This window comes from Halobacterium sp. DL1 (assembly GCA_000230955.3).
In the GTDB taxonomy this organism is placed as follows: domain Archaea; phylum Halobacteriota; class Halobacteria; order Halobacteriales; family Halobacteriaceae; genus Halobacterium.
Genome location: CP007060.1, coordinates 579,981 through 601,911, shown reverse-complemented (window position 1 = coordinate 601,911; position 21,931 = coordinate 579,981). Strand labels below are relative to the sequence as shown.

The 21,931-nt window shown below is 68.1% G+C and carries 20 protein-coding genes; 14 read left to right on the top strand and 6 right to left on the bottom strand.

The features are described 5' to 3' along the window. Nucleotides 1-158: 158 nt before the first annotated feature. Together HALDL1_04530 and HALDL1_04525 are read left to right on the top strand one after the other, a co-directional pair. Nucleotides 159-1,259, top strand: coding sequence for a hypothetical protein (locus tag HALDL1_04530; protein AHG02948.1), 1,101 nt, complete (start codon nucleotides 159-161; stop codon nucleotides 1,257-1,259). Beyond that, entirely contained in the window at nucleotides 1,249-1,866 is a 618-nt protein-coding gene (locus HALDL1_04525; protein AHG02947.1) for a hypothetical protein, read from the top strand. Before HALDL1_04530 ends, HALDL1_04525 begins: the two co-directional genes overlap by 11 nt. 116 nt (nucleotides 1,867-1,982) lie before the next feature. Here HALDL1_04525 and HALDL1_04520 read toward each other — a convergent pair whose 3' ends face one another. Beyond that, entirely contained in the window at nucleotides 1,983-3,428 is a 1,446-nt protein-coding gene (locus HALDL1_04520) for a dihydrolipoamide dehydrogenase (protein ID AHG02946.1), read from the bottom strand. Between the two features lie 209 nt (nucleotides 3,429-3,637). On the opposite strand from HALDL1_04520, the gene HALDL1_04515 reads away from it, so the two are divergent. From HALDL1_04515 to HALDL1_04480, 8 genes are all read left to right on the top strand, one after another. After that, the gene (locus tag HALDL1_04515) at nucleotides 3,638-4,663 is read left to right on the top strand and encodes a hypothetical protein (protein AHG02945.1); all 1,026 of its coding nucleotides are present in this window, start codon (nucleotides 3,638-3,640) and stop codon (nucleotides 4,661-4,663) included. A gap of 169 nt (nucleotides 4,664-4,832) precedes the next feature. Further along, complete coding sequence (locus HALDL1_04510; protein AHG02944.1) at nucleotides 4,833-5,306, top strand: carbon monoxide dehydrogenase; 474 nt, start codon at nucleotides 4,833-4,835, stop codon at nucleotides 5,304-5,306. Beyond that, nucleotides 5,303-7,672, top strand: coding sequence for a carbon-monoxide dehydrogenase (locus HALDL1_04505; GenBank protein AHG02943.1), 2,370 nt, complete (start codon nucleotides 5,303-5,305; stop codon nucleotides 7,670-7,672). Before HALDL1_04510 ends, HALDL1_04505 begins: the two co-directional genes overlap by 4 nt. Further along, complete coding sequence (locus tag HALDL1_04500; GenBank protein ID AHG02942.1) at nucleotides 7,672-8,538, top strand: carbon-monoxide dehydrogenase; 867 nt, start codon at nucleotides 7,672-7,674, stop codon at nucleotides 8,536-8,538. Before HALDL1_04505 ends, HALDL1_04500 begins: the two co-directional genes overlap by 1 nt. A 154-nt stretch (nucleotides 8,539-8,692) precedes the next feature. Beyond that, complete coding sequence (locus tag HALDL1_04495) at nucleotides 8,693-9,277, top strand: biotin biosynthesis protein BioY (GenBank protein AHG02941.1); 585 nt, start codon at nucleotides 8,693-8,695, stop codon at nucleotides 9,275-9,277. Continuing rightward, the gene (locus tag HALDL1_04490) at nucleotides 9,274-9,972 is read left to right on the top strand and encodes an ABC transporter ATP-binding protein (protein AHG02940.1); all 699 of its coding nucleotides are present in this window, start codon (nucleotides 9,274-9,276) and stop codon (nucleotides 9,970-9,972) included. The genes HALDL1_04495 and HALDL1_04490 overlap by 4 nt, the downstream gene beginning before the upstream one ends. Next, on the top strand, nucleotides 9,969-10,688 hold the full coding sequence (locus HALDL1_04485) for a cobalt ABC transporter permease (protein ID AHG02939.1): 720 nt from the start codon (nucleotides 9,969-9,971) through the stop codon (nucleotides 10,686-10,688). The genes HALDL1_04490 and HALDL1_04485 overlap by 4 nt, the downstream gene beginning before the upstream one ends. Nucleotides 10,689-10,805: 117 nt before the next feature. Continuing rightward, nucleotides 10,806-11,567, top strand: coding sequence for a LamB/YcsF family protein (locus HALDL1_04480; GenBank protein ID AHG02938.1), 762 nt, complete (start codon nucleotides 10,806-10,808; stop codon nucleotides 11,565-11,567). An 88-nt stretch (nucleotides 11,568-11,655) separates the two neighbouring features. Here HALDL1_04480 and HALDL1_04475 read toward each other — a convergent pair whose 3' ends face one another. The 3 genes from HALDL1_04475 to HALDL1_04465 all read right to left on the bottom strand — a co-directional run bounded on the left by HALDL1_04475 (nucleotide 11,656) and on the right by HALDL1_04465 (nucleotide 14,714). Continuing rightward, on the bottom strand, nucleotides 11,656-12,501 hold the full coding sequence (locus tag HALDL1_04475; GenBank protein ID AHG02937.1) for a polyamine ABC transporter: 846 nt from the start codon (nucleotides 12,499-12,501) through the stop codon (nucleotides 11,656-11,658). After that, complete coding sequence (locus HALDL1_04470; protein AHG02936.1) at nucleotides 12,501-13,370, bottom strand: ABC transporter permease; 870 nt, start codon at nucleotides 13,368-13,370, stop codon at nucleotides 12,501-12,503. Before HALDL1_04470 ends, HALDL1_04475 begins: the two co-directional genes overlap by 1 nt. 99 nt (nucleotides 13,371-13,469) lie before the next feature. Beyond that, the gene (locus HALDL1_04465) at nucleotides 13,470-14,714 is read right to left on the bottom strand and encodes a hypothetical protein (protein ID AHG05158.1); all 1,245 of its coding nucleotides are present in this window, start codon (nucleotides 14,712-14,714) and stop codon (nucleotides 13,470-13,472) included. A 216-nt stretch (nucleotides 14,715-14,930) separates the two neighbouring features. Here HALDL1_04465 and HALDL1_04460 point away from each other — a divergent pair, with 216 nt between their 5' ends. After that, complete coding sequence (locus HALDL1_04460; GenBank protein AHG02935.1) at nucleotides 14,931-15,419, top strand: transcriptional regulator; 489 nt, start codon at nucleotides 14,931-14,933, stop codon at nucleotides 15,417-15,419. 14 nt (nucleotides 15,420-15,433) lie between these two features. Here the strand turns inward: HALDL1_04460 and HALDL1_04455 are convergent, their stop codons facing one another. After that, nucleotides 15,434-16,786 (bottom strand): carbamoyl phosphate synthase, encoded by a 1,353-nt coding sequence (locus tag HALDL1_04455; GenBank protein AHG02934.1) that lies wholly within the window; start codon nucleotides 16,784-16,786, stop codon nucleotides 15,434-15,436. A 149-nt stretch (nucleotides 16,787-16,935) separates the two neighbouring features. Next, nucleotides 16,936-18,042: a spermidine/putrescine ABC transporter ATPase gene (locus HALDL1_04450; GenBank protein AHG02933.1), complete on the bottom strand. Its 1,107-nt coding sequence runs from the start codon at nucleotides 18,040-18,042 to the stop codon at nucleotides 16,936-16,938. Between the two features lie 132 nt (nucleotides 18,043-18,174). Here HALDL1_04450 and HALDL1_04445 point away from each other — a divergent pair, with 132 nt between their 5' ends. The 3 genes from HALDL1_04445 (at nucleotide 18,175) to HALDL1_04435 (ending at nucleotide 21,827) form a co-directional block, all read left to right on the top strand. Then, entirely contained in the window at nucleotides 18,175-19,803 is a 1,629-nt protein-coding gene (locus HALDL1_04445; GenBank protein ID AHG05157.1) for a hypothetical protein, read from the top strand. Nucleotides 19,804-19,956: 153 nt separating this feature from the next. Continuing rightward, nucleotides 19,957-20,856, top strand: a complete 900-nt coding sequence (locus tag HALDL1_04440; GenBank protein AHG02932.1) for an allophanate hydrolase — start codon at nucleotides 19,957-19,959, stop codon at nucleotides 20,854-20,856. Then, entirely contained in the window at nucleotides 20,856-21,827 is a 972-nt protein-coding gene (locus HALDL1_04435; protein AHG02931.1) for an allophanate hydrolase, read from the top strand. The genes HALDL1_04440 and HALDL1_04435 overlap by 1 nt, the downstream gene beginning before the upstream one ends. The last annotated feature ends 104 nt before the right edge of the window (nucleotides 21,828-21,931 follow it).

Below are 21,931 nucleotides of genomic sequence, written 5' to 3'. Positions count from 1 at the left end.
TTGTCTAACAGCGCACTCCGTCGGCGTCGCTTCGATGGTCCACCGGGTCGGGCGCGGCCACGAGAGAACGCGCCCGTAGCCGCTATCGCGGCGGGCCCCGAGGCGGTTACCTCCAACTCACTACACCACTAATCAGCGTCGAGCAACAACTTGTTACCATGCACCACACTCGCCGCGGCGTCCTCCGTGGACTCGCCGCTGGCGGTGCAGCAGCGGTCGGCGGCTGCCTCGGCGGCGACACAGCGTCCGGTGACCCGAACGCCGTGGAGCCGTCGCAGCGTTCGAGCTCGACGACCGCCGGCGAGACGGCGGCACCACCGACAGCGGACGAGCCACGACACGTCGCCTACGACCACGCGTCCCTCCGTTCGAACGTCGTCTCCGGGGGCGTCCCGAAGGACGGAATCCCGTCTATCGACGACCCACAGTTCGCGTCGGCCGACGACGTCGACATCCCGGGCGGCGACCCGGTGTTCGGCGTCGAGCGCGGCGACGACGTCCGCGCGTACCCCCAGTACATCCTCGTCCACCACGAGATCGTCAACGACCGCATCGCGGGGGACCCGGTCGCGGTCACCTACTGTCCGCTCACTGGAACCGCCCAGGGGTTCGAGCGTGGCGAGACGACGTTCGGCGTCTCCGGCGACCTCCTGAACGCAAATCTGGTGATGTACGACCGCGGGACCGACAGCCGGTGGCCCCAGATGCTCGCGACGGCCATCGACGGTCCGCTCGCGGGAGCGACGCTCCAGGAGTTCCGCATCGTCTGGACCACGTGGCGGGCGTGGCGCGACGAACACCCGGACACCAGAGTACTGACAGAGGACACGGGGTACGTCAGGAGCTACGGCGACGACCCCTACGGCAGCTACAACCCCCGGAGGCGGTACTACAACAACGACGTCACGTTCTTCGACCCGCTCACGGAGGACGACCGGCTCGACCCGAAGGTGGTCGTCCTCGGCGCTCGCCTGGCGGACCACGCGGTCGCGTTCGACAAGCAGGCGCTGCTCGAGGACCGCGTTCTGGCAACCGAGGACGCGGAGACGCCGCTCGTGGCCGTCGCGGACCCCGATCTGCTGACGGGCTACGTGTACGCGAACCCCGACGAGCGCGAGGTGACCGCCGAGGACGGCGGCTACGCTGTCGGTGACGAGACACACGAGCCGGCCGCCCTGCCACTCGAGCGCGTGCTGGCGTTCGACTCGATGTGGTTCGCCTGGGCCGGCTACTACCCGGAGACCAGCTATGTCGAGTGAGTCGGCCCTCGGCACGGTCGCGACGCGTGGCGTTGCCAGCGGCCGCAACACGTGGCGAGCGATCCGTGGCGCGCTCGGTCGGCGGGACGGCGGGACGCTGTTCGTCCTCGCGGTGGTCGGCTACCTGGCGGCGTACCTCGTCGGCATCGGTCACCTCGACTGGAACACCGGCGGAACCGCGTTCGTCGTCGTCGACGACCCGCTGGCGCGTGCGACCGAACGGATGGCGCCCTACCAGTACGAACCCGTGGCGCTGGTCGCCGCCGGACCGTTCGAGTTGCTGGTCTCGCCGCTGAACGTGCTGCTCGGGCTGGGCCTGGGACTGCTCGTCGGCGCGAACCTCGCGGTGTCGTGGGTCGCGTACCGGAGCCCGGCGTCGTGTGGACTTGGCTCCGGTGCGGGCGTCCTCGCCGGCTTCCCCGCGCTCTTCTCGGGAATCGCCTGCTGCGGGCCGGCCTTCCTCGTCGTGCTCGGCATCCAGGCGACCGCCGGCCTCGTCGCCGCCTTCCAGTGGTTCGTCCCGCTGTCCGTCGCGTTGCTCGCCGCGACCCTGCTGTGGGTGGGTCGTCGCGTTGGCACCCAGGCGACGCGCCCCGACCAGGTGTAGGACGCTAGCGTCGGTGGCCGGCGGACAGCCTGCCCGCCCTGCCCAGAGGAATCTCCTCGTAACTCCACTGCGAACCAGGTCCTCGTCCGGGACACTACTCGGGCCGAGGACGACACTCACTCGTGGTGGTGGTGGTGGTGGTGTTCGTGGCCGGGACTGCTGAACTGCCCGGAGAACGCGCGCTGGACGACCTCGGGGAGCGCGGGGTGGACGTGGACCGACTCCCTGATGGCCCAGACGGACCCGGACCCGGCCTTCATCCCGACGACGACTTCCTGGATCAGCGTCGACGCGTCCGGTCCCACGATGTGGCAGCCGAGGATTCCGCCGTCGTGGTCGATGATGACCTTCACGAACCCCTCTGCGTGCATCGCATCGCCGCGCGCAATGTCCTCGTACCGGTACGTGTTCGTGGCATACTCCTCGCCAGCGGCCTGGAGGTCCTGCTCGCGGGCGCCGACGCCGGCGACCTCCGGGGAACCGAACACCGCGAACGGCATCGCCGAGTAGTCGGCGGGTTCCAGTTCGGGACCGAAGAGGTTGCGCGCCACCACCTCCGCCTCGTAGTTCGCGGCGTGTTTGAGGAGGAACTCGCCGGCGATGTCGCCGAGCGCCCAGACGCCCTCCGCCTCCGTCCGAAGGTACTCGTCGGTCTCCACGAACCCCTCGGCGTCCGTCCGGACGCTCGTCGCGTCCAGGTTCAGCGTGTCCGTGTTCGGGCGGCGGCCCGCCGCAACGAGCAGTTCGTCGCCCGTGACGGAGATGGTCTCGCCGCCCGCGACTGGGCCCGCGCCGTCGCCGTACTCGTACGCCATCGCCTCGACGGTAACGCCTCCGCCCGACTCGGAGACGGCGGTCGCCTCGAACCCGGTGTAGAGGTCGAACCGGTCGGCGACCCGGTCGGTGAACGCGTCGGCGACCTCCCGGTCCGCGTACGGGAGCAGCGTCGGCCGCCGACTGATGACCGTCACGTCGCTGCCGAACGCGCCGAAGAAGTGGCCGAGCTCGGCCGCGATGTAGCCCCCGCCGACCACGACCAGGTGGTCCGGCGGCGACTCCAGTTGCAGGGCCTCCGTGCTCGTGAGGTAGTCGACCGCGTCGATGCCGTCCATCGACGGAATCGCCGGGCGCGTGCCCGCGGCAATCAGGACGGTGTCCGCGCGGACCGCCGCGCCGTCGTCCCGGCCGCCGACGACCTCGACCTCGTGGTCGTCCACGAACCGAGCCTCGCCCTCGTACAGCGTGTGCTGCTCGGAGGACTCCAGGCCGCGGCGGATCGAGTCGGCGCTCTCCTGGACGTCCTCGTTGACCTCTCGGACCATCCCGGCGAAGTCGACGTCGTCGACGGTGACGTCGATGTGGAACTCGTCGGCGCGCTCAATGGTCTCGAGGACGTCGGCGTGGTAGAGCAGGAGTTTCGACGGGATACAGCCGCGGTTCAGGCAGGTGCCGCCCAGCGGGCCGCGCTCGACGACGGCCACCGACTGGCCCTGGGACGCCGCGACGGACGCGACATCGAGTCCGGACCCCGACCCGACGACGAGAAGGTCGACTTCTTCCATGCCGAACAGAGGTCCCTCGGCGTAATGAATCCCCGTCCGGGGGCGCGTTTACGCCTGACCAGCGCCGCACTCGCCGAGTCGCTCTGAGGCCCGTGCGGTCGCGGCTACAGAACACCGCGAACACGTGGGCCGGAGAGCGGGACAGCACGCTCCGAACCGGCGACCGTCCGACCGCGGAATTGACGGTCACCCGCGCTTTCGGTGGAGACATGCCCGACGATTCCCGGCCGCTGTTCGCCCTCGTCGCGGGGTCCACACTGACCGCGCGCATCGAGGGCATCAGCGCGGCCGGCGCCGACCCGGCGTTGATGGCGCACACACCGAGCGCGGACGCGGAGATTCTCGAGTACGGCCGTGCCGCCCGCGCACCGGTGGTCCCCGTCAGCCCGACGGGGTGCCCGACGCCAGCAGTCGTGACCCGCGCCGTCCGCGAACGCCGCGACTTCGACAGCGTCGTCGTCGACGCGGGCCTCGCGAAACCGACCGGCGCGCCGACCATCGACCTCGGCGCCGAGCAGGGGGCGGACGTGCGCGACCCGGTTGCCGTCCCGGACGCCGACAGCGTGTTCGCGGACGCACGGGAGTTCGGCGGCGACCTCGACGCCGACCGGCTGTTCCTCGCGGAGACGATTCCCGGCGGGACGACGACGGCGATGGCCGTCCTCGCCGCGCTCGGCGAGCAGACCGGCGTCTCCTCATCGCTCCCGGAGAACCCGGTCGACCTGAAACGCGATGTCGTCCGGGAGGGGCTGGCGGCGAGCGGCCTCGAGCGCGGCGACCTCGCCGGCGAGCCGACCGAGGCGGTGCATCGGATGGGCGACCCCGTGCTCGCTGCCGTCGCGGGCCTCGCCGTCGGCGCGCTCGAGGGCGACACGGACGTCGTGCTCGCGGGCGGGACGCAGCTCGCGACTGCCGGCGCGCTCGTCCGCCACGCCGACATCGAGGACCCACTCACCCTCGCCACGACGTCGTTCGTCGCGGGCGACGGATCCGCGAACGTCCGCGAACTGGCCGCCAGCCAGGACCTGGACCTCCGCGTCACCGACCCCGGCTTCGACGAGCGCAGCGACCACCCGGCGATGGCGGCATACCTCGCCGGCGAGGCGAAGGAAGGCGTCGGCATGGGCGGGGCGCTCGCGCTCGCCGACGACGCCGGCCTGGGGATGGCTGCCGTGCGCGACTCGCTGGCCACCGTCTACGAGCGCGTCACCGAACGAGCGGAAGCCACACTCTGAGGAGCGGCGTTCCTGTCGGTGTATCGGATTTGAGCCGAGCTGCTCGCCTCTCGTTCGAACAGGGCCCCCAATCTTTTTGCTCGACAGGTCCGTGGTATGCGTTATCGTGGGCCGGCCCCACGGGGAGTAACTCCCGTCGTCGACCAGGCGAGGGGGGAGGAACACACCGATGCCAGACATCACGCTCACAGTAAACGACCAGCGACACGAACTGACAGTGGAGCCGCGGACGCTACTCGTCACGGCGCTCCGCGAGAAACTCGACTACACGGGAGCCAACGTCGGCTGCGAGACGGGGCGGTGTGGCGCCTGCACCGTCCGGCAGGACGGCGACGCCATCAAGTCCTGCACGCGACTCGCCGTCCAGGCCGACGGCGCGACCATCGACACGGTGGAGGGACTAGCCGAGGACGACGAACTCGCGCCCATCCAGGCGCAGTTCCAGGAGAACCACGGCCTCCAGTGTGGCTACTGCACGCCGGGGATGTTGATGACCGCGGACACGTTCCTCCAGGACGCCGAGGACCCGTCCCGCGACGACATCCGGGACGCCATCGAGGGGAACCTCTGTCGGTGCACCGGCTACCACAACATCGTCGACGCCATCGAGGCGACGGCCGACCAGCTGGGTGGGAGCGAATGAGCGACGCCGAGGACGCCGCCGAAGCCGTCTTCGGGTCGCCGGTCCAGCGCCGCGAGGACGTCCCGCTGCTGAAGGGCGAAGCGACGTTCACCGACGACGTCTCGCTGCCGGGGATGACCCACCTCGCCATCCGGCGCTCGGACCACGCCCACGCCCGCATCGTCGACGTCGACACCAGCGAGGCGGAAGCGATGGACGGCGTCGTCGCCGTCTTCACCGGACAGGACGTCGAGGACAGCGGCGTCCCGAACGCCATCCCGACGGCGTGGGACCTCCCGAACCTCGTCCAGCCGCAGTACCGGATGCTCGCCGTCGACAAGGTGCGCCACGAGGGTGACGGCGTCGCCGCGGTGGTCGCCGAATCCCGACACGTCGCCCGCGACGCCGTCGAGCGCATCGACGTCGAGTACGAGGAACTCGACCACGCCACCCACCCGCGAGAGGCCGTCGAGGCCGACGTCCCAGAGGTCCACGAGGAAGCCGAGGACAACGTCGGCTTCGACTTCGAACTCGGCGACCCGGACGCCGTCGACGACGCGTTCGCCGATGCCGACCACACGGCCAGCGTCGACCTCCGCCTGCCGCGCATCATCCCGAACGCGATGGAGCCCCGGGCCGCGGTCGCCGACTGGGACGCGACGACCGAGGAGATGCGCATCTGGATGACCAGCCAGAACCCCCACCTCCACCGGATGCTGATGGCCGCGGCGACGCTCGGCATCCCGGAGAACAAGCTCCAGGTCATCGCGCCCGAGGTGGGCGGCGGGTTCGGCAGCAAGATCTACCACTACCCAGACGAGGCGGTGACCGGCTGGGCGTCGATGCAGGTCGAGCGCCCGGTGAAGTGGCAGGCCACCCGCTCGGAGAGCTACCGGACGGACTGCCACGGCCGCGACCACGACACCACCGTCGAGATCGCCGTCGACGACGACGGGACCGTGCGGGGGCTGCGCGCGGAGACGTACGCGGGACTGGGCGCACACCTCTCGCAGTTCGGCTCCGCGACGCCGTCGTACCTCTACACGACCGTGCTCTCCGGGCAGTACAAGATTCCGACCATCTACGCGCGGGTCGTCGGCGCGTTCACGAACACGACGCCGGTCGACGCCTACCGCGGCGCGGGCCGCGCGGAGGGCATCTACGTTGTCGAGCGGGCGATGGACGTCGCGGCGCGCGAACTCGACATGGACCCAGTCGAGTTCCGCAGGCAGAATCTCGTCCCGCCCGAGGAGTTCCCCTACGAGTCGGCGGCGGCGCTCGTCTACGACAGCGGCGAGTACGAGCGCGGCATGGACACCGCGCTCGACCACATCGACTACGAGGAGCTCCGGGAGCGCCAGGAGGAGCTCCGCGAGGAGGGCCGCTACATCGGCATCGGCGTGGCGAACTTCGTGGAGTCCGCGGGCCTGTCGCCGTCGGAGGCGGCGGGCAACCTTGGCTCGCAGGCGGGTGGCTGGGAGAGCGCCATCGTCCGGTTCGACTCGACGGGCACGGTCACCGTGCTCGCCGGGACGGCCGACCAGGGGCAGGGCCACCGGACGACGTACGCCCAGATAGCGGCCGAGGAACTCGGCGTCTCGCTCGACGACGTGGAGGTCATCGAGGGCGACACCGACCGCATCCCGCAGGGGATGGGGACGTACGGCAGCCGGAGCGCGTCCGTCGGCGGCGGCGCCATCGCGCGCGGTGCGCGGGAGGTCCGCGAGAAGGCGCGCCGCATCGCCGCCCACCAGCTGGAGGCGAGCGTCGACGACATCGAGTTCGAGGACGGCGAGTTCCAGGTCGCGGGCTCGCCCGACCGGTCGATGCACATCCAGGGCATCGCCCACCAGGCGTACCTCGGCCACGACCTGCCCGACGAGATGGACCCCGGCCTGGAGGTGACGAACTTCTACGACCCGGAGAACTTCACGTTCCCGTTCGGGACGCACGTCGCGGTCGTCGAGGTCGACCCGGAGACCGCCGAGATAGAGATCCAGCAGTACGTCGGCGTCGACGACTGCGGGGAGATCATCAACCCGCTCATCGTCGAGGGGCAGGTCCACGGCGGCATCGCCCAGGGCATCGGCGCGGCGCTGTTCGAGGGCGCGTCCTACGACGAGGACGGCCACCTGGAGACGCGCCGCATGGACGAGTACGCGGTGCCCCAGGCGACCCAGCTGCCGGACTTCGTGACGGACAACACCGTCACGCCGAGTCCGCACAACCCCATCGGCGTGAAGGGCGTCGGCGAGTCGGCGACCATCGCCGGGACGCCGACGCTCGTCGCCGCCGTCTCGGACGCGCTGGAACCGTTCGGTGTCGACCACCTGGACATGCCGATAACGCCGGAGACTGTCTGGCGGGCAACGGGGGGTGAGGACTGATGTACACCGACGCGTTCGACTACTACCGCGCAGACAGCGTCGACGAGGCGGTCAGCCTCTTGGACGAACACGACGGCAGCGAACTGCTCGCGGGCGCACAGGGCATCCTTACGCGCATGAAGACCGGCGACGAGTCGCCGCCCGCGCTCGTCGACATCGGCCAACTAGATGGGCTGTCCGCCATCGAGGCGAACGACGGCACGCTGTCGGTGGGCGCGATGGCGACCCACGCGGAGCTAGCGGAGTCGGAATCAGTGGCGGACCACGCGGCGGCGCTGTCGGAGGCCGCGGGCGAGGTCGGCGACCCGCAGATACGGAACGGCGGGACCATCGGCGGGAACCTCGCGCACGGCGACCCGCGCTCGGACCCGCCCGCGGCGGTGCTGGCGCTCGACGCCGGCCTCGTCGTCCAGGGGCCGGACGGCGAGCGCACCATCGACGCCACCGACCTCTTCGACGGGTCCTTCGAGACGGCCGTCGGCGACCAGGAGGTCGCCACCAGGCTAGAGGTTCCCGTCGACGGGGACGCCGGGAGCGCGTACCACAAGCGCCGGGACCCCCTCTCGGGGTACGCGCTGGTGGGCGTCGCTGCGAGCGTCCGACTGGACGACGGTACCGTCGAGGAGGCGCGCCTGGGCGCCACGGGCGTCACCGACCGCCCGTTCAGGCTCGAGAGCGTCGAAGAGACGCTCGAGGGCGAGTCCGTGGACGACGAACTGCTCTCGGACGCCGGGGCCGCGGCGAAGGAGGCAGTCGACCCGGACGACGTGCGCTCGGACCCGCAGTCGTCCGGCGCGTTCCGCGCGCACCTGCTGGCGGTGTACGCGGAGCAAGTGCTGGCCGACGCCGTGGAGCGAGCGCGGTAACGGCGCCGCTCCGGCACCGGCGTCGAACTCCATCCCGTTTCTGCCGGACGAGCACCAGTCTGTTCCAGTATCGTGGACGTCGGCCAGCGTCCCCGGTGGCGAGCGGTGGCGTGAACCACAGTTTTGATGCTGGTTGACGAGAGAAGGAGTGGGTATGAGTACCACGACGGAAGACGTCGACGTCGTCGGCGACGACACGGTCGAGAACATCGCTCGGGCGGCGCTGTTCGCGGCGCTCATCGGCGCCTGCGCGTACGTCTCGTTCCCGAACCCCCTCGCACCACAGGTCCCGGTGACGCTGCAGGTGCTGGCGCTGTTCCTCGCGGGCATCTACCTCGGCCCCGTCTGGGGCGCGGTCTCGATGGCGCTGTACCTCGTCGCAGGCGCCGCGGGCGTCCCCGTCTGGTCGGGAGGCAGTGCGGGCGTCGGTGCGCTCCTCGGGCCGACCGCGGGCTACCTCTGGTCGTACCCCATCGCCGCGTTCGTCATCGGCGCCGTCGTCCACTCCGGACTCACGCTCCGAGACCCCAACGACGCCGGCGTCTGGCGGCTCGTCGGCGCGATGGTCGCCGGGACCGTCGTCGTCTACGCGCTCGGCTCCCTCGGCATCTACCTCGCGACCCCTGCCGGCATCGTCACCGCCGTCGTCTCGGGGAGCGCGGCGTTCGTGCCGTTCGAGGCCGCGAAGATAGCCGCCGCCGTCGGTATCGTTCGTAGCGACGCCGTCGCCGCGAAATGATAGAAACCCGGGACCTCGTCAAGACGTTCGACGGCGTCCCGGCCCTCGACGGCCTCTCGCTGACCATCCCGGACGGCGAGTTCGTCGTGCTCGCCGGTCCGAACGGCTCCGGGAAGACGACGCTCGTCCGTCACTTCAACGGACTGCTGGAGGCCGATGCCGGCGAGGTGCTGGTCGACGGGACGCCCGTCCAGGACGACCTGGTCGCCGCTCGTGTCGCCGTCGGGATGGTGTTCCAGCACCCCCGCGACCAGTTTGTCGCCGCGACCATCGGGGAGGAAGTCGCCTTCGGTCCGCGGAACCTTGGCCTCCCACACCACGAGATAACCGACCGCGTGGCGGACGCGCTCGACGCCGTCGGCCTCGGCGGCCGGGACGAGGAGCGCGTCGCAGCGCTCTCGGGCGGCGAACAGGAACGCCTCGCCATCGCCGGTGCGCTCGCGATGCGGCCGGCCCACCTCGTGCTCGACGAACCATTTACTGGGCTGGACGCCCCCGCACAGGCGGCCGTCCGCGACAGGCTCGCGGCGCTGAAAGCGGCCGGAACCAGCGTGGTCGTGGTCACACACGACCTGCGCGACGTCGCCGACCTTGCGGACCGCGTGGTCGTCCTCCGGGACGGCACCATCGCGGCCGATGGCGACTACGACGCCGTCCACGAGCGACTACCGGACCTCGGGGTGCGTCAGCCGTGACGGCCATCGGGCTCTCGTACGCCCCGGGGGACACCGTCGTCCACCGCCTCGACGCCCGCACGAAGCTCCTGGGACAGTTCGTCGTCGCGCTGCTGGCGTTCACGTGGACCGACGCGCTCGCGCTCCCGGTCGTCTGGGCGCTCGTCGTCGGCGGGATGGCGCTAGCGAGGGTCCGACTGCGCAGCGTCTTCCCGGGGTACGCGCTCCCGTTCGTGCTCCTGGCGTTCGCCACGCTGACGCGGACAGTCACCCTCGGCCCGCCCTGGGTGGACGTCGACGCCGGCCTCGCGGCGACCCTGCACAGCCTCCGCGTCGCCGCCATCCTGCTCGCGAGCGCGGTCTACGTGCAGACGACGCCCGTCTCAGAGACACAGGCCGCCATCTCGCGGCTGGTCCCGGGCAAACCCGGGCGGTTCCTCGCGGCGGGCACGTCGTTTGTGCTGCGGTTCCTGCCGGTGTTGCTCGCGGACCTCCAGAGCGCGCGCGCGGCACAGCAGGCGCGCCTCGGCGACCAGCGCCGCCTCCACGAGCGGATGCAGACGGTCGCCCTGGCCGGCCTCAACCGGGCGTTCGAGCGCGCGGACCGCTTCTCGCTGGCGCTCAAGGCGCGGTGTTTCGCCTGGAACCCGACCCAGCCGCGGCTGTCGTTCTCGCGGACGGACTGGCTGGTCTCGGCGGGGTTCGTCGGACTGCTGGCGGTCGCTGCGCTCGCCTGACCGGCGTGGTTGGATTCGAGCCGAACTTTCTCACTGAACCGAGTACACGTCCCACTCTATGCTGGCAGTTCGAACTCGTCCGAAAATCTATTAGCGCTCCCTGCGAAACAGCGTGGTATGGTACAGATTGACATCAACTGCGACATGGGGGAGAGCTTCGGGAACTGGACCATGGGGCGCGACGAGGAAGTGATGCCGTACATCTCGTCGGCGAACATCGCCGGCGGCTACCACGGCGGGGACCCGCACGTCATGCGCGAGACCGTCGCGCTCGCGGCCGACCACGACGTCGGCGTCGGCGTCCACCCGGGCCTCCCAGACAAGATGGGGTTCGGCCGACGGAAGATGGACGCGACACCAGAGGAGGTCAGGGACTACGTGACCTACCAGCTCGGCGCGCTCAACGCGTTCTGCGACCAGCACGGCGTCACGTTCCAGCACGTCAAACCCCACGGCGCGATGTACTCGATGCTCTCGGACAGCCCCGAGCACGCCCGCGCCGTGATGGAGGGCATCCTCGACGTCGACGACGATCTCATCTACCTCGCGACTGACAGGAACATCTACGAGGTCACCCAGGAGTACGACGACCTCGACGCCGTCTTCGAGGGCTACGTCGACCTCGACTACAACCCAGACCGGAGCCTCATCGTCGAACAGGAGAAGGAGACCCGCGACCCCGAAGAGGTCGCCGACCGGTTCGTCAGCATCGCGACCGAGGGCCAGGTCGAAGCAGTCAACGGCGAGCTGCTCGACATGCCCGCGGACAGCATCTGCATCCACGGCGACACGCCGAACGCCGTCGAGATCCTCGAGGCCATCCACGACCGCATCGGGGAACACGACATCGAACTCACGCCGCTGCACCGGATCGTCTGAGGCGCCGCGACGGCTCGAGCTACCATTCTTCGGTATTCGGCCCACAGCAGAACGTGCGAGTAGCCCGAGCGGTGACGCTACCGCGGCGTCACTCCTCGGCGTCCGGCGAACCGGAGCCGTAGAGCACCGCGATTGCGGCGCCGATCAGCACGAACGACAGCACGACTGTCAGGCCGGCGATGGCGAACACTTCCGGCGACAGCTCCACCTGCAGTTTCGCGAAGACGTACGTCGGGATGGTGTTCTGCCCGAACTGGAGGTAGACCGTCCGCGAGAACTCGTTGAACGACAGCACGAAGCTGAAGATGACCGCGCTGATGAGGCCCGGCCGAATCTGGGGGAAGATGACGTGGCGGAACGTCTCGAACTCGTTCGCGCCGAGGTCGGCGCTCGCGAGCAGGACGTCGTCGCGGACCGTCGACATGCTCGTCAGGATGACGAGGAACGCGAACGGGAACGCCCAGATGACGTGCCCGATGGCGGTGGCGACGAACGCCTGCCCGAAGCCGATCTGCTTGAACAGCATCAGCAGGCTGAACCCCTGCACGACGCCCGGAACGAACAGCGGCAGGATCATCGCCGCGACGAACAGCGCCTTGTACGTGGTCTTCCGGTAGGACAGCACCGCCAGCAGCGCCAGCGCCGGCGCGACGAACATCGTCACGACGGCGAGCTTCAGCGACCGCTCCATCGCAGTGATGAGCGCGTCGCTCTGCAGCATCAGTTCGTACTTCGCGAGCGTGATCCCCTGCGGGATGCGGACGTACGACGCGGTGTCCAGCGAGATGAACACCAGCATGATCGGCGGCGCGAGGATGAACAGGATCCAGAACGCCATGAACGCCTTCCAGAGCCAGTCCTTCGAGACGTCGGAGACCCAGACCGTCGGGTCCGTTCGCAGAACGTCGGAGAGGCGGGATGAACTCGTGCTCATCAGATCTCACCCACCGTTCTGAGGCCGTAGACGTACTCCCACGCGAGCAGCAGCAACACCGCGAACAGCAACACGACGGCGCTGATGGCGCTCGCCAGCGGGAGGCGCGCGGAGTTGACGGCGTTGTCGATGATGGTCGCGATGAGCGAGATGTTGCCGCCGCCCAGGATGACAGGGACGACGCTCTCGCCGAGCACGCCGACGAACACGAACACCGCGCCGATGAGTAGTCCCGGAATCGAGAGCGGGATGACGACGTGGCGAATCGTCGCGAGCGGCGACCCGCCGAGGTCGGCGCTCGCGTGCAGTATCTCGTCGTCGATGCGGCTCATCGCGAGCCACGCCGGGAAGATCATGAACGGCAGGTAGCTCGCGAGCATCCCCAGCCGGACGGCGAACGTCGAGTAGAGCAGCCACCCCAGCGGCTGGTCGATGATGCCCGTGAACAGCAGGACGCTGTTGAACACGCCGTCGCTGCCGAGGAAGGAGATCCACGACAGCGTCCGGAGGATGTAGCTCGTGAGGAAGGGGATGGCGAACAGCAGCATGAGCGGGAACGTGTACTTCGAGTCCCGCTTCAGCACGCCCGCGTAGTACGCGATGGGGAAGCCGAACACGAGCGCGAGCAGGACCTGGATGACGCCCTCCTTGATGGTGGTGAAGAAGGTGTCGACGCGGTAGGAGTCGAAGAACGCCTGGTAGTTCTCGAGCGTGAACCCGAGTTTGAAGCCGAACGGCTGAGGAATCGCGACGCTCCAGACGAAGATCGCGGCCAGCGGCAGGAAGACCAGGAGCCCGAGGATGGAGAGCCAGGGCAGGACCTGGAGGCCGAACCTGAGCCGGTCGTTGTCGACGAGCGGCCGGAGCACGGCCGGGAGGCGCTGCTGGGCCGAGTAGTCGACACCCCCTCGGTCGCTGCTATCAGACGATATAGAGTTGTCGTGAGCCATTAAATACCAGTGAGCCGGTTACGAGGTGAGGCGGTTCCACTGGGAGTTCATGTAACTGAACGTGTCGGGGTACCGCTCACCGAAGACGCTGATGTCGTCGCTGAAGCGACTGCGGACCTCCTCGTGGCGCTGCTCGATGAACTCCGCGTCGAAGTCCTCGGAGTCCTCGGCGTACTCGATGCCGAGGTCGCTGGACGAGAGGTAGCCGCGGATGGTCGTAATCTGGGCGTTGTACCAGCCGCCCATCATCCAGTTCACGAGGTCTTCGGCGGCGTCGCGGTTCTTCGCGCCCTTGTTGGTCATCCACGGTCCGATGGCCCAGAGCGAGTAGCCCTCCTTCGGTTCGAGGTACTCCGCGTTCATGCCCTGGTCGCGGAGCGCGAACACGACCGGTTCCCACGTGTCCATGGCGACGACTTCCTTCTTCGAGAGGAGGTTGACGGCGGTCTGCCAGCCGCTCCAGAACGTGCGGAACTGTCCGTTGTTCTTCTGTTCGAGGAGGAAACTGATGACCGCGTCGACGTCGCTCTCGGACGGGTTCTCGAGGTCCTCGATCTCCGCCATGTTGTTGCGCTTGAGGTAGAGCGCGACCTTGTGGAAGGCCGTCGCCCAGCCCGCCTCCATGGAGGTCTTCCCCTGGAACTCCTCGTCGAAGAGGATGCCGTAGGAGTTGACGCTCCCGGGGTCGCCGACCTCGTCGGTGAGGTACGCGACGGAGTCGCCGTTCTGGACGCTGGACAGCGAGTGTTGCTCGCCGTCGACCTCAGTCGGGCCGCTGTTCTTGACCTCGTCGTAGACGCGCTCCCAGTTCGGGAGCTCCTGGAGGTTCGTGGGCTTGATGGCGCCCTGCTCCTGGAGGACACTCGTGAGCGTGGTGTCGTTGCCGGCGAGGTCGAAGTCCTGGGAGGCGGTACCCTGGACGAGTTTGGTCACCGTCTCGCCGGGGCTCCACGCCGCCGCCGAGTAGTTGACGTTGATGCCGCTCTCATCTTTGAAGCTGGACCAGTCCTCGGGGTTGGTCGTGCCGACGGCCCAGTACGAGAGCTCGCTGACGGAGCTCCCGCCGTCGTCGGTCTGGGTGTCTCCGTCGCTGTCCGTGTTCGTCTGGTCGGTCTGGTTGTTCCCGTCACCGTCTCCGCCGCCACCGCCGAGACAGCCGGCGAGGCCACCAACGGTCGATGCGCCCGCAACGCCGCCTGCGAGCTTCAGGAAACTACGACGGGATTCGTCGTCGTGGTCTTCGGTATCACTGTTCGGAGCCATACACTGGTTCTGTTCTGGACGCGATATCAACATTCCTATTTGTACGCTTTTCGAGTTCGGGAAATAAAGTACAGTTAGTATATTTGGGAGTATAGGGCGCTAATATCAAACGGAGTGCGAGAGATTGCGTCCCTGTCAGACCGCTTTCGACCCGGGACCAACGATGGTCGCGAAAACCGTGTAGTTTTACAACAAGCGGCTGTATACAGTCCGACTATGGACGAGCAAGACGCAGAGATCATTAAAGCAGTGGCGGACATTGGTGAACCTAGTCCGAAGGGCGTCGAGGAGGAGACGGGCATCCCGAAGTCCACGGTCCACTATCGCCTCGAGAAACTGCGCGAGGCTGGCGTCATCGAGGACGAACTGTTCAACCTCGACCTGGAGAAGGTCGGCCTCAACCTCACCGTCATCACCGAAGTGATGGCCGACTACGAGGAGGGGTACCACGAGAAGGTCGGCGAACAGCTCAGCGAGATCGAGGGGGTCAGCCAGGTGTACTTCACGATGGGGGACACCGACTTCATCGTCATCGCGCACCTCTCCAGCCGTGAGATGGTCGAGGAGCTCGTCGTCGCCTACGAGGGCATCGACGCCATCCAGCGCAGCAGTACGAACTTCGCCATCTCCACCATCAAGAACGAGCGCATCCCGTTCCGGAACTACGACCTCGAGACCCTGAAGGACATCGTCACTGAGAACTGAGAGGGGCAGGTCGGCTACTCGCTGCCCGCGATGTCGAGGTGTTCGTCGACGAACTTCGTCGTGTGTTCTGCGTTCAGGAACCGGTCGTCCGTGAGCACCTGCTGGTGGAACGGAATCGTCGTCGGCACGCCCTCGATGGTGGTCCCCTCGAGGACGCGCAGACCGCGCTGGACGGCCTCCTCGCGGTCCTCCCCGGAGACGATGAACTTCGCGAACATCGAGTCGTAGAACGGCGCGATGCGGTCCCCCTGGTCGATGGCGTCGTCGACGCGCGTCCCGATGCCGGTCGGCGGCCGGTACGTCGTCACCTCGCCCGGCATCGGCGAGAAGTCGTTGGTCGGGTCCTCGGCGTTGATGCGGAACTCGATGGCCGACCCGCGCGGTTCGACCGCGGACTGCGGGAAGGACAGCTCTTGGCCGTCCGCGATGCGGAGCTGCCACTTCACGATGTCGATGCCCGTCACGACCTCGGTGATCGCGTGCTCGACCTGGATGCGGGCGTTCACCTCGAGGAAGAAGAACTCGCCGTCCTCGTAGAGGAACTCGAATGTCCCGGCGTTGACGTAGCCGGCCTCGTCCGCGCCGCGGCGCGCGGCCTCCCACACTTCCTCCCGGGTCTCCTCGTCGAGTACGGGGCTCGGCGTCTCCTCGATGAGTTTCTGCTGGCGGCGCTGCGTCGAGCAGTCCCGCTCGCCGAGGTGGCGGACGTTGCCGTGTTCGTCGCCCAGAATCTGGACCTCGATGTGGCGGGGGTTCTCCAGGAAGCGCTCGACGTAGACGCTGGCGTTGTCGAAGTACGCCTCGCCCTCGCGTTTGGCGTCCTCGAGCTGGTCGTCGACTTCGTCCTCCGAATGGACGACCTTCAGGCCACGCCCGCCGCCACCGCCGTCGGCCTTGATGGCGATGGGGTAGCCGTGTTCCTCGCCGAACTCGCGGACCTCGTCGGCGCTCTCGACGGGGTCGGTCGTGCCGGGGACGATGGGGACGTCCGCGCGGTCCATGATCTTCCGCGCCTTCGTCTTCTCCCCGAAGTCCGCCATCACGTCGCTGGGCGGCCCGATCCACTCGAAGTCGCTGTCCTCGACGTTCGCGGCGAACTCCGTGTTCTCGGCGAGGAAGCCGTACCCCGGGTGGATGGCGTCGGCGTCGGCCTCCCGGGCGGCCTCGATGATGGCTTCCTGGTCGAGGTAGCTCTTCCGCGCGACGGACTTCCCGATGTGGTAGGCGTCGTCGGCGAGCCGCACGTGTTTCGCTGTTTCGTCCGTATCACTGTACACCGCAACCGCGTCGATACCGAGTTCGCGGCAGGCCTGGATGATACGGATAGCAATCTCGCCCCGGTTCGCAATCAAGACACGGTCTAACACGGTGATGAAATAGAGGAGATTCGCAATATTAGTCTTTGGGTGCCGGATTTCTCGTACCCAGTTCGAAGCGGCGGTAGAGAATTGAACGAGAATCGTTCGGTCGTCACCTGGCCCCAATCGGAGGGGCGGCAGCCGACTGTCCCTCGCGTTCAGTCGAAGACGGAGACGGCGTCTGGTTCGAACCCGACCTGGACCGTCTCGCCCTCCTCGAACAGCGTCTCGCCGGTCGTCTGGTGGGCGCGGAGGTTGCGGCCGGAGGGGAGTTCGAGCGCGTACTCCGTGTACGGACCCTTGAAGATGGTGTCCGTGACGACCGTCGAGAACGAGTTCTCCTGGCCGTCGCCGAACGACAGCCGCTCGTTCGGGACCAGGAAGACCAGTTCGTCGTCGACCGACGGCGCGGTCCGGAGTTCGCTGCGCGCGATGCGGAAGTCCGTCCCGTCGCTGCTGACCGTCACCGTGTCGTCGTGGACCGCCGTCACCGTCCCCTCGACGAGGTTCGGCATCTGGAGGAAGTCAGCGACGAACTCGGTGGCCGGGTCCTGGTAGATGTCCAGGGGCTTGCCGACCTGTTCGACGTCGCCCTGGTTCATCACGGCGATACGGTCGCTCATCGAGAACGCCTCCTCCTGGCTGTGCGTGACGAACACGAACGTCTTCTCGACCTCCTCCTGGATGCGCTTCAGTTCGACCTGCATCTCCTTGGCCAGTTTCTCGTCGAGCGCGCCCAGCACCTCGTCGAGGAGGAGCACGTCCGGTTCGATGACGAGGCTGCGCGCCGTCGCGACGCGCTGCCGTTCGCCGCCGGAGAGGTCCTGAATGTTCCGGCCCTCCTTCCCACCGAGGTCCATCAGTTCGAACATCTCGTCGGCGCGCTGGCGTCGCTCGTCCTCGGGGACGCCGCGCAGCATCAGGCCGTACTCGACGTTCTCACGGGCGGTCATGTGCGGGAACAGCGCGTACTCCTGGAACACGAGGCTCGTCTTCCGGTTGTACGGCTTGACGTCGTTGACCACGTCGCCGCCGAGCCGAATCTCGCCGGACGTCGGCGTCTCGATGCCGCTGATCATCTGGAGGAGCGTGGACTTCCCACTGCCGGAGGGGCCGAGGATGGTGAAGAACTCGCCCTCGCGAACGTCCAGGTCGACGTCGTCTACAGCGACGATGGTGTCGTCGTAGACCTTGCGGAGGTCACGCATCTCGATGACCTTCTCTTCGGAAGACAGGTCGTCCTCTCCTCGCACGTCTGTGCTCATTGTTACCAGCGGGTACTCGCCGCAGCACACATAAATCTATCCAGAAGCATCAACCCAGTCCCGGTGGCGGGAGCCTGGTTAAACTCAGTATAAAGAAAGGCTTAGATGTGAGAAGGTATCCTATACGACTGAATGGAGCCGAGCCAGATTACCGCCACCGACCCACTCGACGACGTGGACGTCCTCGACGGCGCAGTACAGCTCGGTGAACTCGCAGCGGCGCTCTACGGACCCGAGGGTCGCTACAAGCTCGTCGTCACCGGCGAGCCAGTCGTCGCGAGCGACCTCCAGCAGCTGTTCGACGCGCTCGACGTCGAACACCCGGCAGCGGTGATGGTGGGCAACGGCGCGGTCCAGCAGAAAGAGCGGGTCGGCGACGGGTCGACTGCGGTGGTCCTGCTGGCCCGAGCGCTCGCCGAACGCGCCGAAGGCCTGCTCGCCGAGGGATTCCAACGCGCGACGGTCACCGACGGCTTCGACCGGGCGCGTGCGGCGGCGGTGACAGCCATCCCGGAGATGGCGACGTCCGTCGACGGGCTCGACGACCCACGCGGCCGGGCCGCGGTCCGTGCCGCGCTGGGTAGCTACGGCGGCGACGACGAGACGGTGGCCGCGGTCACCGAGGCCGCCCGCCTCGTCGCGACGGCCAGGGAGACGGGCCGCGAGGGCCGCGGCATCGACCACGTCGAGTTCCACCACGTCTCGGACGCACACGCGCCGCGTGCCGAACTGCTCCGCGGCCTCTTCCTCGAACGGGAGCCCGTAACGCCGAACACGCCCCGGGAGTTCGAGGACGCGCGCGTCGCCGTCGTCGGCGGCGGGAAGAACGCGGGCCGCGGCATCGAGGAGCGGGAGCTCAAACGCGCCGGCGGCAGCGAGGGGAAGGGGCGCACGGAGGTCACCGTGAACCCGAAGACGCCCGACGACCGCACGGCGTTCCAGCAGCGGGAGGTCGAGGAGGTCGCGACGCAGGTACAGGTGCTCGTAGACGCGGGCGTCGACGTCGTGTTCACCGCGATGGGCATCAGCGACCGCGCGATATCGGCGCTCGACGAGGCCGGCATCACCGCGTTCAGGGGCCTCCAGGCCTCGCAGGCCCGAAGCGTGGCGCGGGCGACCGGCGCGTCGTTCGTGATGGACCTCGCGGACACCACGGCCGCCGACGTGGGCACCGCCGGCCGGCTGCGGGTCGAGGGCGACGACGACCAGTACGTCCGCATCGACCGCTGTCCGGAGAGCGAGGTCGGGACGCTGCTCGTCTCGGGGACCGTTCACGCGGGCACCGAGTCGATGCAGCGCGAACTGATGACGGGTGTCGTGACCGGCCGGACGATTCTGGAGGGCGGCCAGGTCGTTCCGGGCGGCGGCGGCGCGTGGACCAGGCTCGCTGCCGAGGTGCGGGCGGACGCCCGGTCGGTCCCGGACCGCTCTGCCATCGTGATGGACGCGTTCGCCGACGCCCTGGAGGACCTACCGCGTACCCTCGCGCGCAACAGCGGCGGGGACGCGGTCGACGCCGTCACCAGCCTGCGCGCCGGGGGAGCGGACGCGGTCTACGACACCGACGCGAGGGCCGTACGGTCGGCAGGCGAAGAGGGACCGTACGACCTCGCAGCGGTCGTGGAGGGTGCCGTGACGAAGGCGTCGGACGTCGTGGTCCAGCTCGTCCGCATCGACGACGTGCTCAGGGCGGCCGAGGACACCGACGACGAGCCCGACGACTACGACTTCCAGCCGGACCCGGAACGCGACCTCGCGTAGGGTCGAGCGGAACCTCGTGTCGGTCTCACCCCACGGTATCAGACGCGGTTCCGATTTCTGGCCGAGAAGTTGCACCCAGTATTCTCCAACCTGTCGGGTATCGAAAATTTACCAGTATCTATAACTCGCTATACGGGCAACGATGCCCCATAGATGACGAACGGCATCCAGCGACAAGAACTTTCCTCGCCACGCTACGAGTACGGCGGGGACGACCACGTCTTCGTCGAACTCTCCGAGGAGATGAGTTTCGACGCGAACTTCGAAGCGCAGGCGATCACCCAGGAGATACGCGAGCGCGACCTCCCCGGTCTCATCGAGGTCGCACCGGCGAACGCCTCCTACATGCTCCACTTCGACCCCGCGGAGCTCCACCCCGACGACCTCATCGACGAGCTCAAATCGCTGCGCGAGGAGATCGACCTCACCGAGTACACCTGGGAGGCCCGCGTCATCGACGTCCCCGTCCTCTACGACGACCCGTGGACCCACGAGACGCTGATGAAGTTCCGGGACCGCCACCAAGACCCCGACTCGACGGACCTTGAGTACTCCGCGCGCATCAACGGGTTCGACAACGTCGACGACTTCATCGACGCCCACGCCGGCGCCCCCCAGATGGTGACGATGGTGGGCTTCGTCCCCGGCCTCCCGTGGACGTTCCAGATGGTGCCCCGGGACCAGCAGATCGAGGTCCCGAAGTACGTACAGCCCCGCACCGAGACGCCGAGCCGCGCGGTCGGCTACGGCGGCGCGTTCACCGCCATCTACCCCGTGAAGGGCGCGGGCGGCTACCAGCTGTTCGGGCGGACGCCGATCGAGGTCCTCGACGTCGACCAGGAGCTGGCGGAGTTCGAGGACTCGATGGTGCTCCCGAACCCGGGTGACATCCTCAACTACCGCCGCATCGACCGCGACGAGTACGACGCCATCCGCGAAGAGGTCGAGGACGGCAGCTACGAGTACAACATCGGGACCATCGACTTCCGGCCCGAGGAGTTCTTCGACGACCCAGAGGGCTACAACGAGCGGATCACGGAGGTGCTAGACTGATGATCAACGTACTCGACGGAGGACTCTCGACGACGGTGCAGGACACGGGACGGTTCGGTCACTACCACATCGGGATGCCGCCGTCCGGCGCGATGGACCAGTACGCACACACGGTCGCGAACTACATCGTCGGCAACGACGAGGAGGCCGCGACCCTCGAGATGACGTACGCCGGCCCGGACCTCGAGTTCGAGGAGGACGCCGTCATCGCGGCGACCGGGGCGGACATGCAGCCGACGCTGAACGACGAGGAGATTCCCACGTGGACCGCGGTCCAGGTGGAGGCCGGCGACGTCCTCTCCTTCCAGTTCGCCACCGAGGGCGTCCGCTCGTACCTCGCCGTCGCGGGCGGCATCGACGTGCCGAAGGTGATGGAGAGCCGGTCGACGTACACGCTCATCGGCATCGGCGGCCACGAGGGCCGCGACCTCGACGAGGGCGATACGCTCCCCGTCGGGTCCGCCAACGGGAACGCCACCGTCGGCGCGGCCGTCGACGACAGCTACGTTCCGGACTACGCGAACAACGACACCATCCGCGTCGTGATGGGGCTCTGTGACTACCGGCTGACCGACGAGGGCCGCGACGAACTGCTCGGCGCGGAGTGGAAGATCAGCGACGAGGCCGACCGCGTCGGCTGCCGGCTCACCGGCCCGGACATCGAGGGGATGTTCGAGGAACGCGACCAGCCGTTCGGCGCCGGCCCGGACCCGACGAACGTCGTCGACCTCGGCTACCCGGTCGGCTCCATCCAGATGGCGGGCCAGCCCATCATCCTGATGCGCGACGCCGTGACCGGCGGCGGCTACGCGACGGTCGGCACAGTCATCAGCATCGACCGGAACATGCTCGCCCAGGCGCGCACCCACCGCAGCATCACGTTCGAGGCCGTCGACGTGGAGGACGCACTCGAGGCGCGGTCGGCCCACGACGAGAAGGTCGACACAATCCGGGCGAACTTCCTCGGGTAACGGCCGGCGGAACCGGCCGCGTTCCGGCCCCGAGCAGCCAGGTTGAATTGACTCCTATCTCGACTCGAAATCTGGAAAGAGAGTCACGTTTCGGACGACTGAAC

Excerpts from the sequence above, each read along its gene's own strand:
- HALDL1_04530 (AHG02948.1), top strand. The coding sequence starts at position 159 with ATGCACCACACTCGCCGCGGCGTCCTCCGTGGACTCGCCGCTGGCGGT.
- HALDL1_04525 (AHG02947.1), top strand. The coding sequence starts at position 1,249 with ATGTCGAGTGAGTCGGCCCTCGGCACGGTCGCGACGCGTGGCGTTGCC.
- HALDL1_04520 (AHG02946.1), bottom strand. The coding sequence starts at position 3,428 with ATGGAAGAAGTCGACCTTCTCGTCGTCGGGTCGGGGTCCGGACTCGAT.
- HALDL1_04515 (AHG02945.1), top strand. The coding sequence starts at position 3,638 with ATGCCCGACGATTCCCGGCCGCTGTTCGCCCTCGTCGCGGGGTCCACA.
- HALDL1_04510 (AHG02944.1), top strand. The coding sequence starts at position 4,833 with ATGCCAGACATCACGCTCACAGTAAACGACCAGCGACACGAACTGACA.
- HALDL1_04505 (AHG02943.1), top strand. The coding sequence starts at position 5,303 with ATGAGCGACGCCGAGGACGCCGCCGAAGCCGTCTTCGGGTCGCCGGTC.
- HALDL1_04500 (AHG02942.1), top strand. The coding sequence starts at position 7,672 with ATGTACACCGACGCGTTCGACTACTACCGCGCAGACAGCGTCGACGAG.
- HALDL1_04495 (AHG02941.1), top strand. The coding sequence starts at position 8,693 with ATGAGTACCACGACGGAAGACGTCGACGTCGTCGGCGACGACACGGTC.
- HALDL1_04490 (AHG02940.1), top strand. The coding sequence starts at position 9,274 with ATGATAGAAACCCGGGACCTCGTCAAGACGTTCGACGGCGTCCCGGCC.
- HALDL1_04480 (AHG02938.1), top strand. The coding sequence starts at position 10,806 with ATGGTACAGATTGACATCAACTGCGACATGGGGGAGAGCTTCGGGAAC.
- HALDL1_04475 (AHG02937.1), bottom strand. The coding sequence starts at position 12,501 with ATGAGCACGAGTTCATCCCGCCTCTCCGACGTTCTGCGAACGGACCCG.
- HALDL1_04465 (AHG05158.1), bottom strand. The coding sequence starts at position 14,714 with ATGGCTCCGAACAGTGATACCGAAGACCACGACGACGAATCCCGTCGT.
- HALDL1_04460 (AHG02935.1), top strand. The coding sequence starts at position 14,931 with ATGGACGAGCAAGACGCAGAGATCATTAAAGCAGTGGCGGACATTGGT.
- HALDL1_04450 (AHG02933.1), bottom strand. The coding sequence starts at position 18,042 with ATGAGCACAGACGTGCGAGGAGAGGACGACCTGTCTTCCGAAGAGAAG.
- HALDL1_04445 (AHG05157.1), top strand. The coding sequence starts at position 18,175 with ATGGAGCCGAGCCAGATTACCGCCACCGACCCACTCGACGACGTGGAC.
- HALDL1_04440 (AHG02932.1), top strand. The coding sequence starts at position 19,957 with ATGACGAACGGCATCCAGCGACAAGAACTTTCCTCGCCACGCTACGAG.
- HALDL1_04435 (AHG02931.1), top strand. The coding sequence starts at position 20,856 with ATGATCAACGTACTCGACGGAGGACTCTCGACGACGGTGCAGGACACG.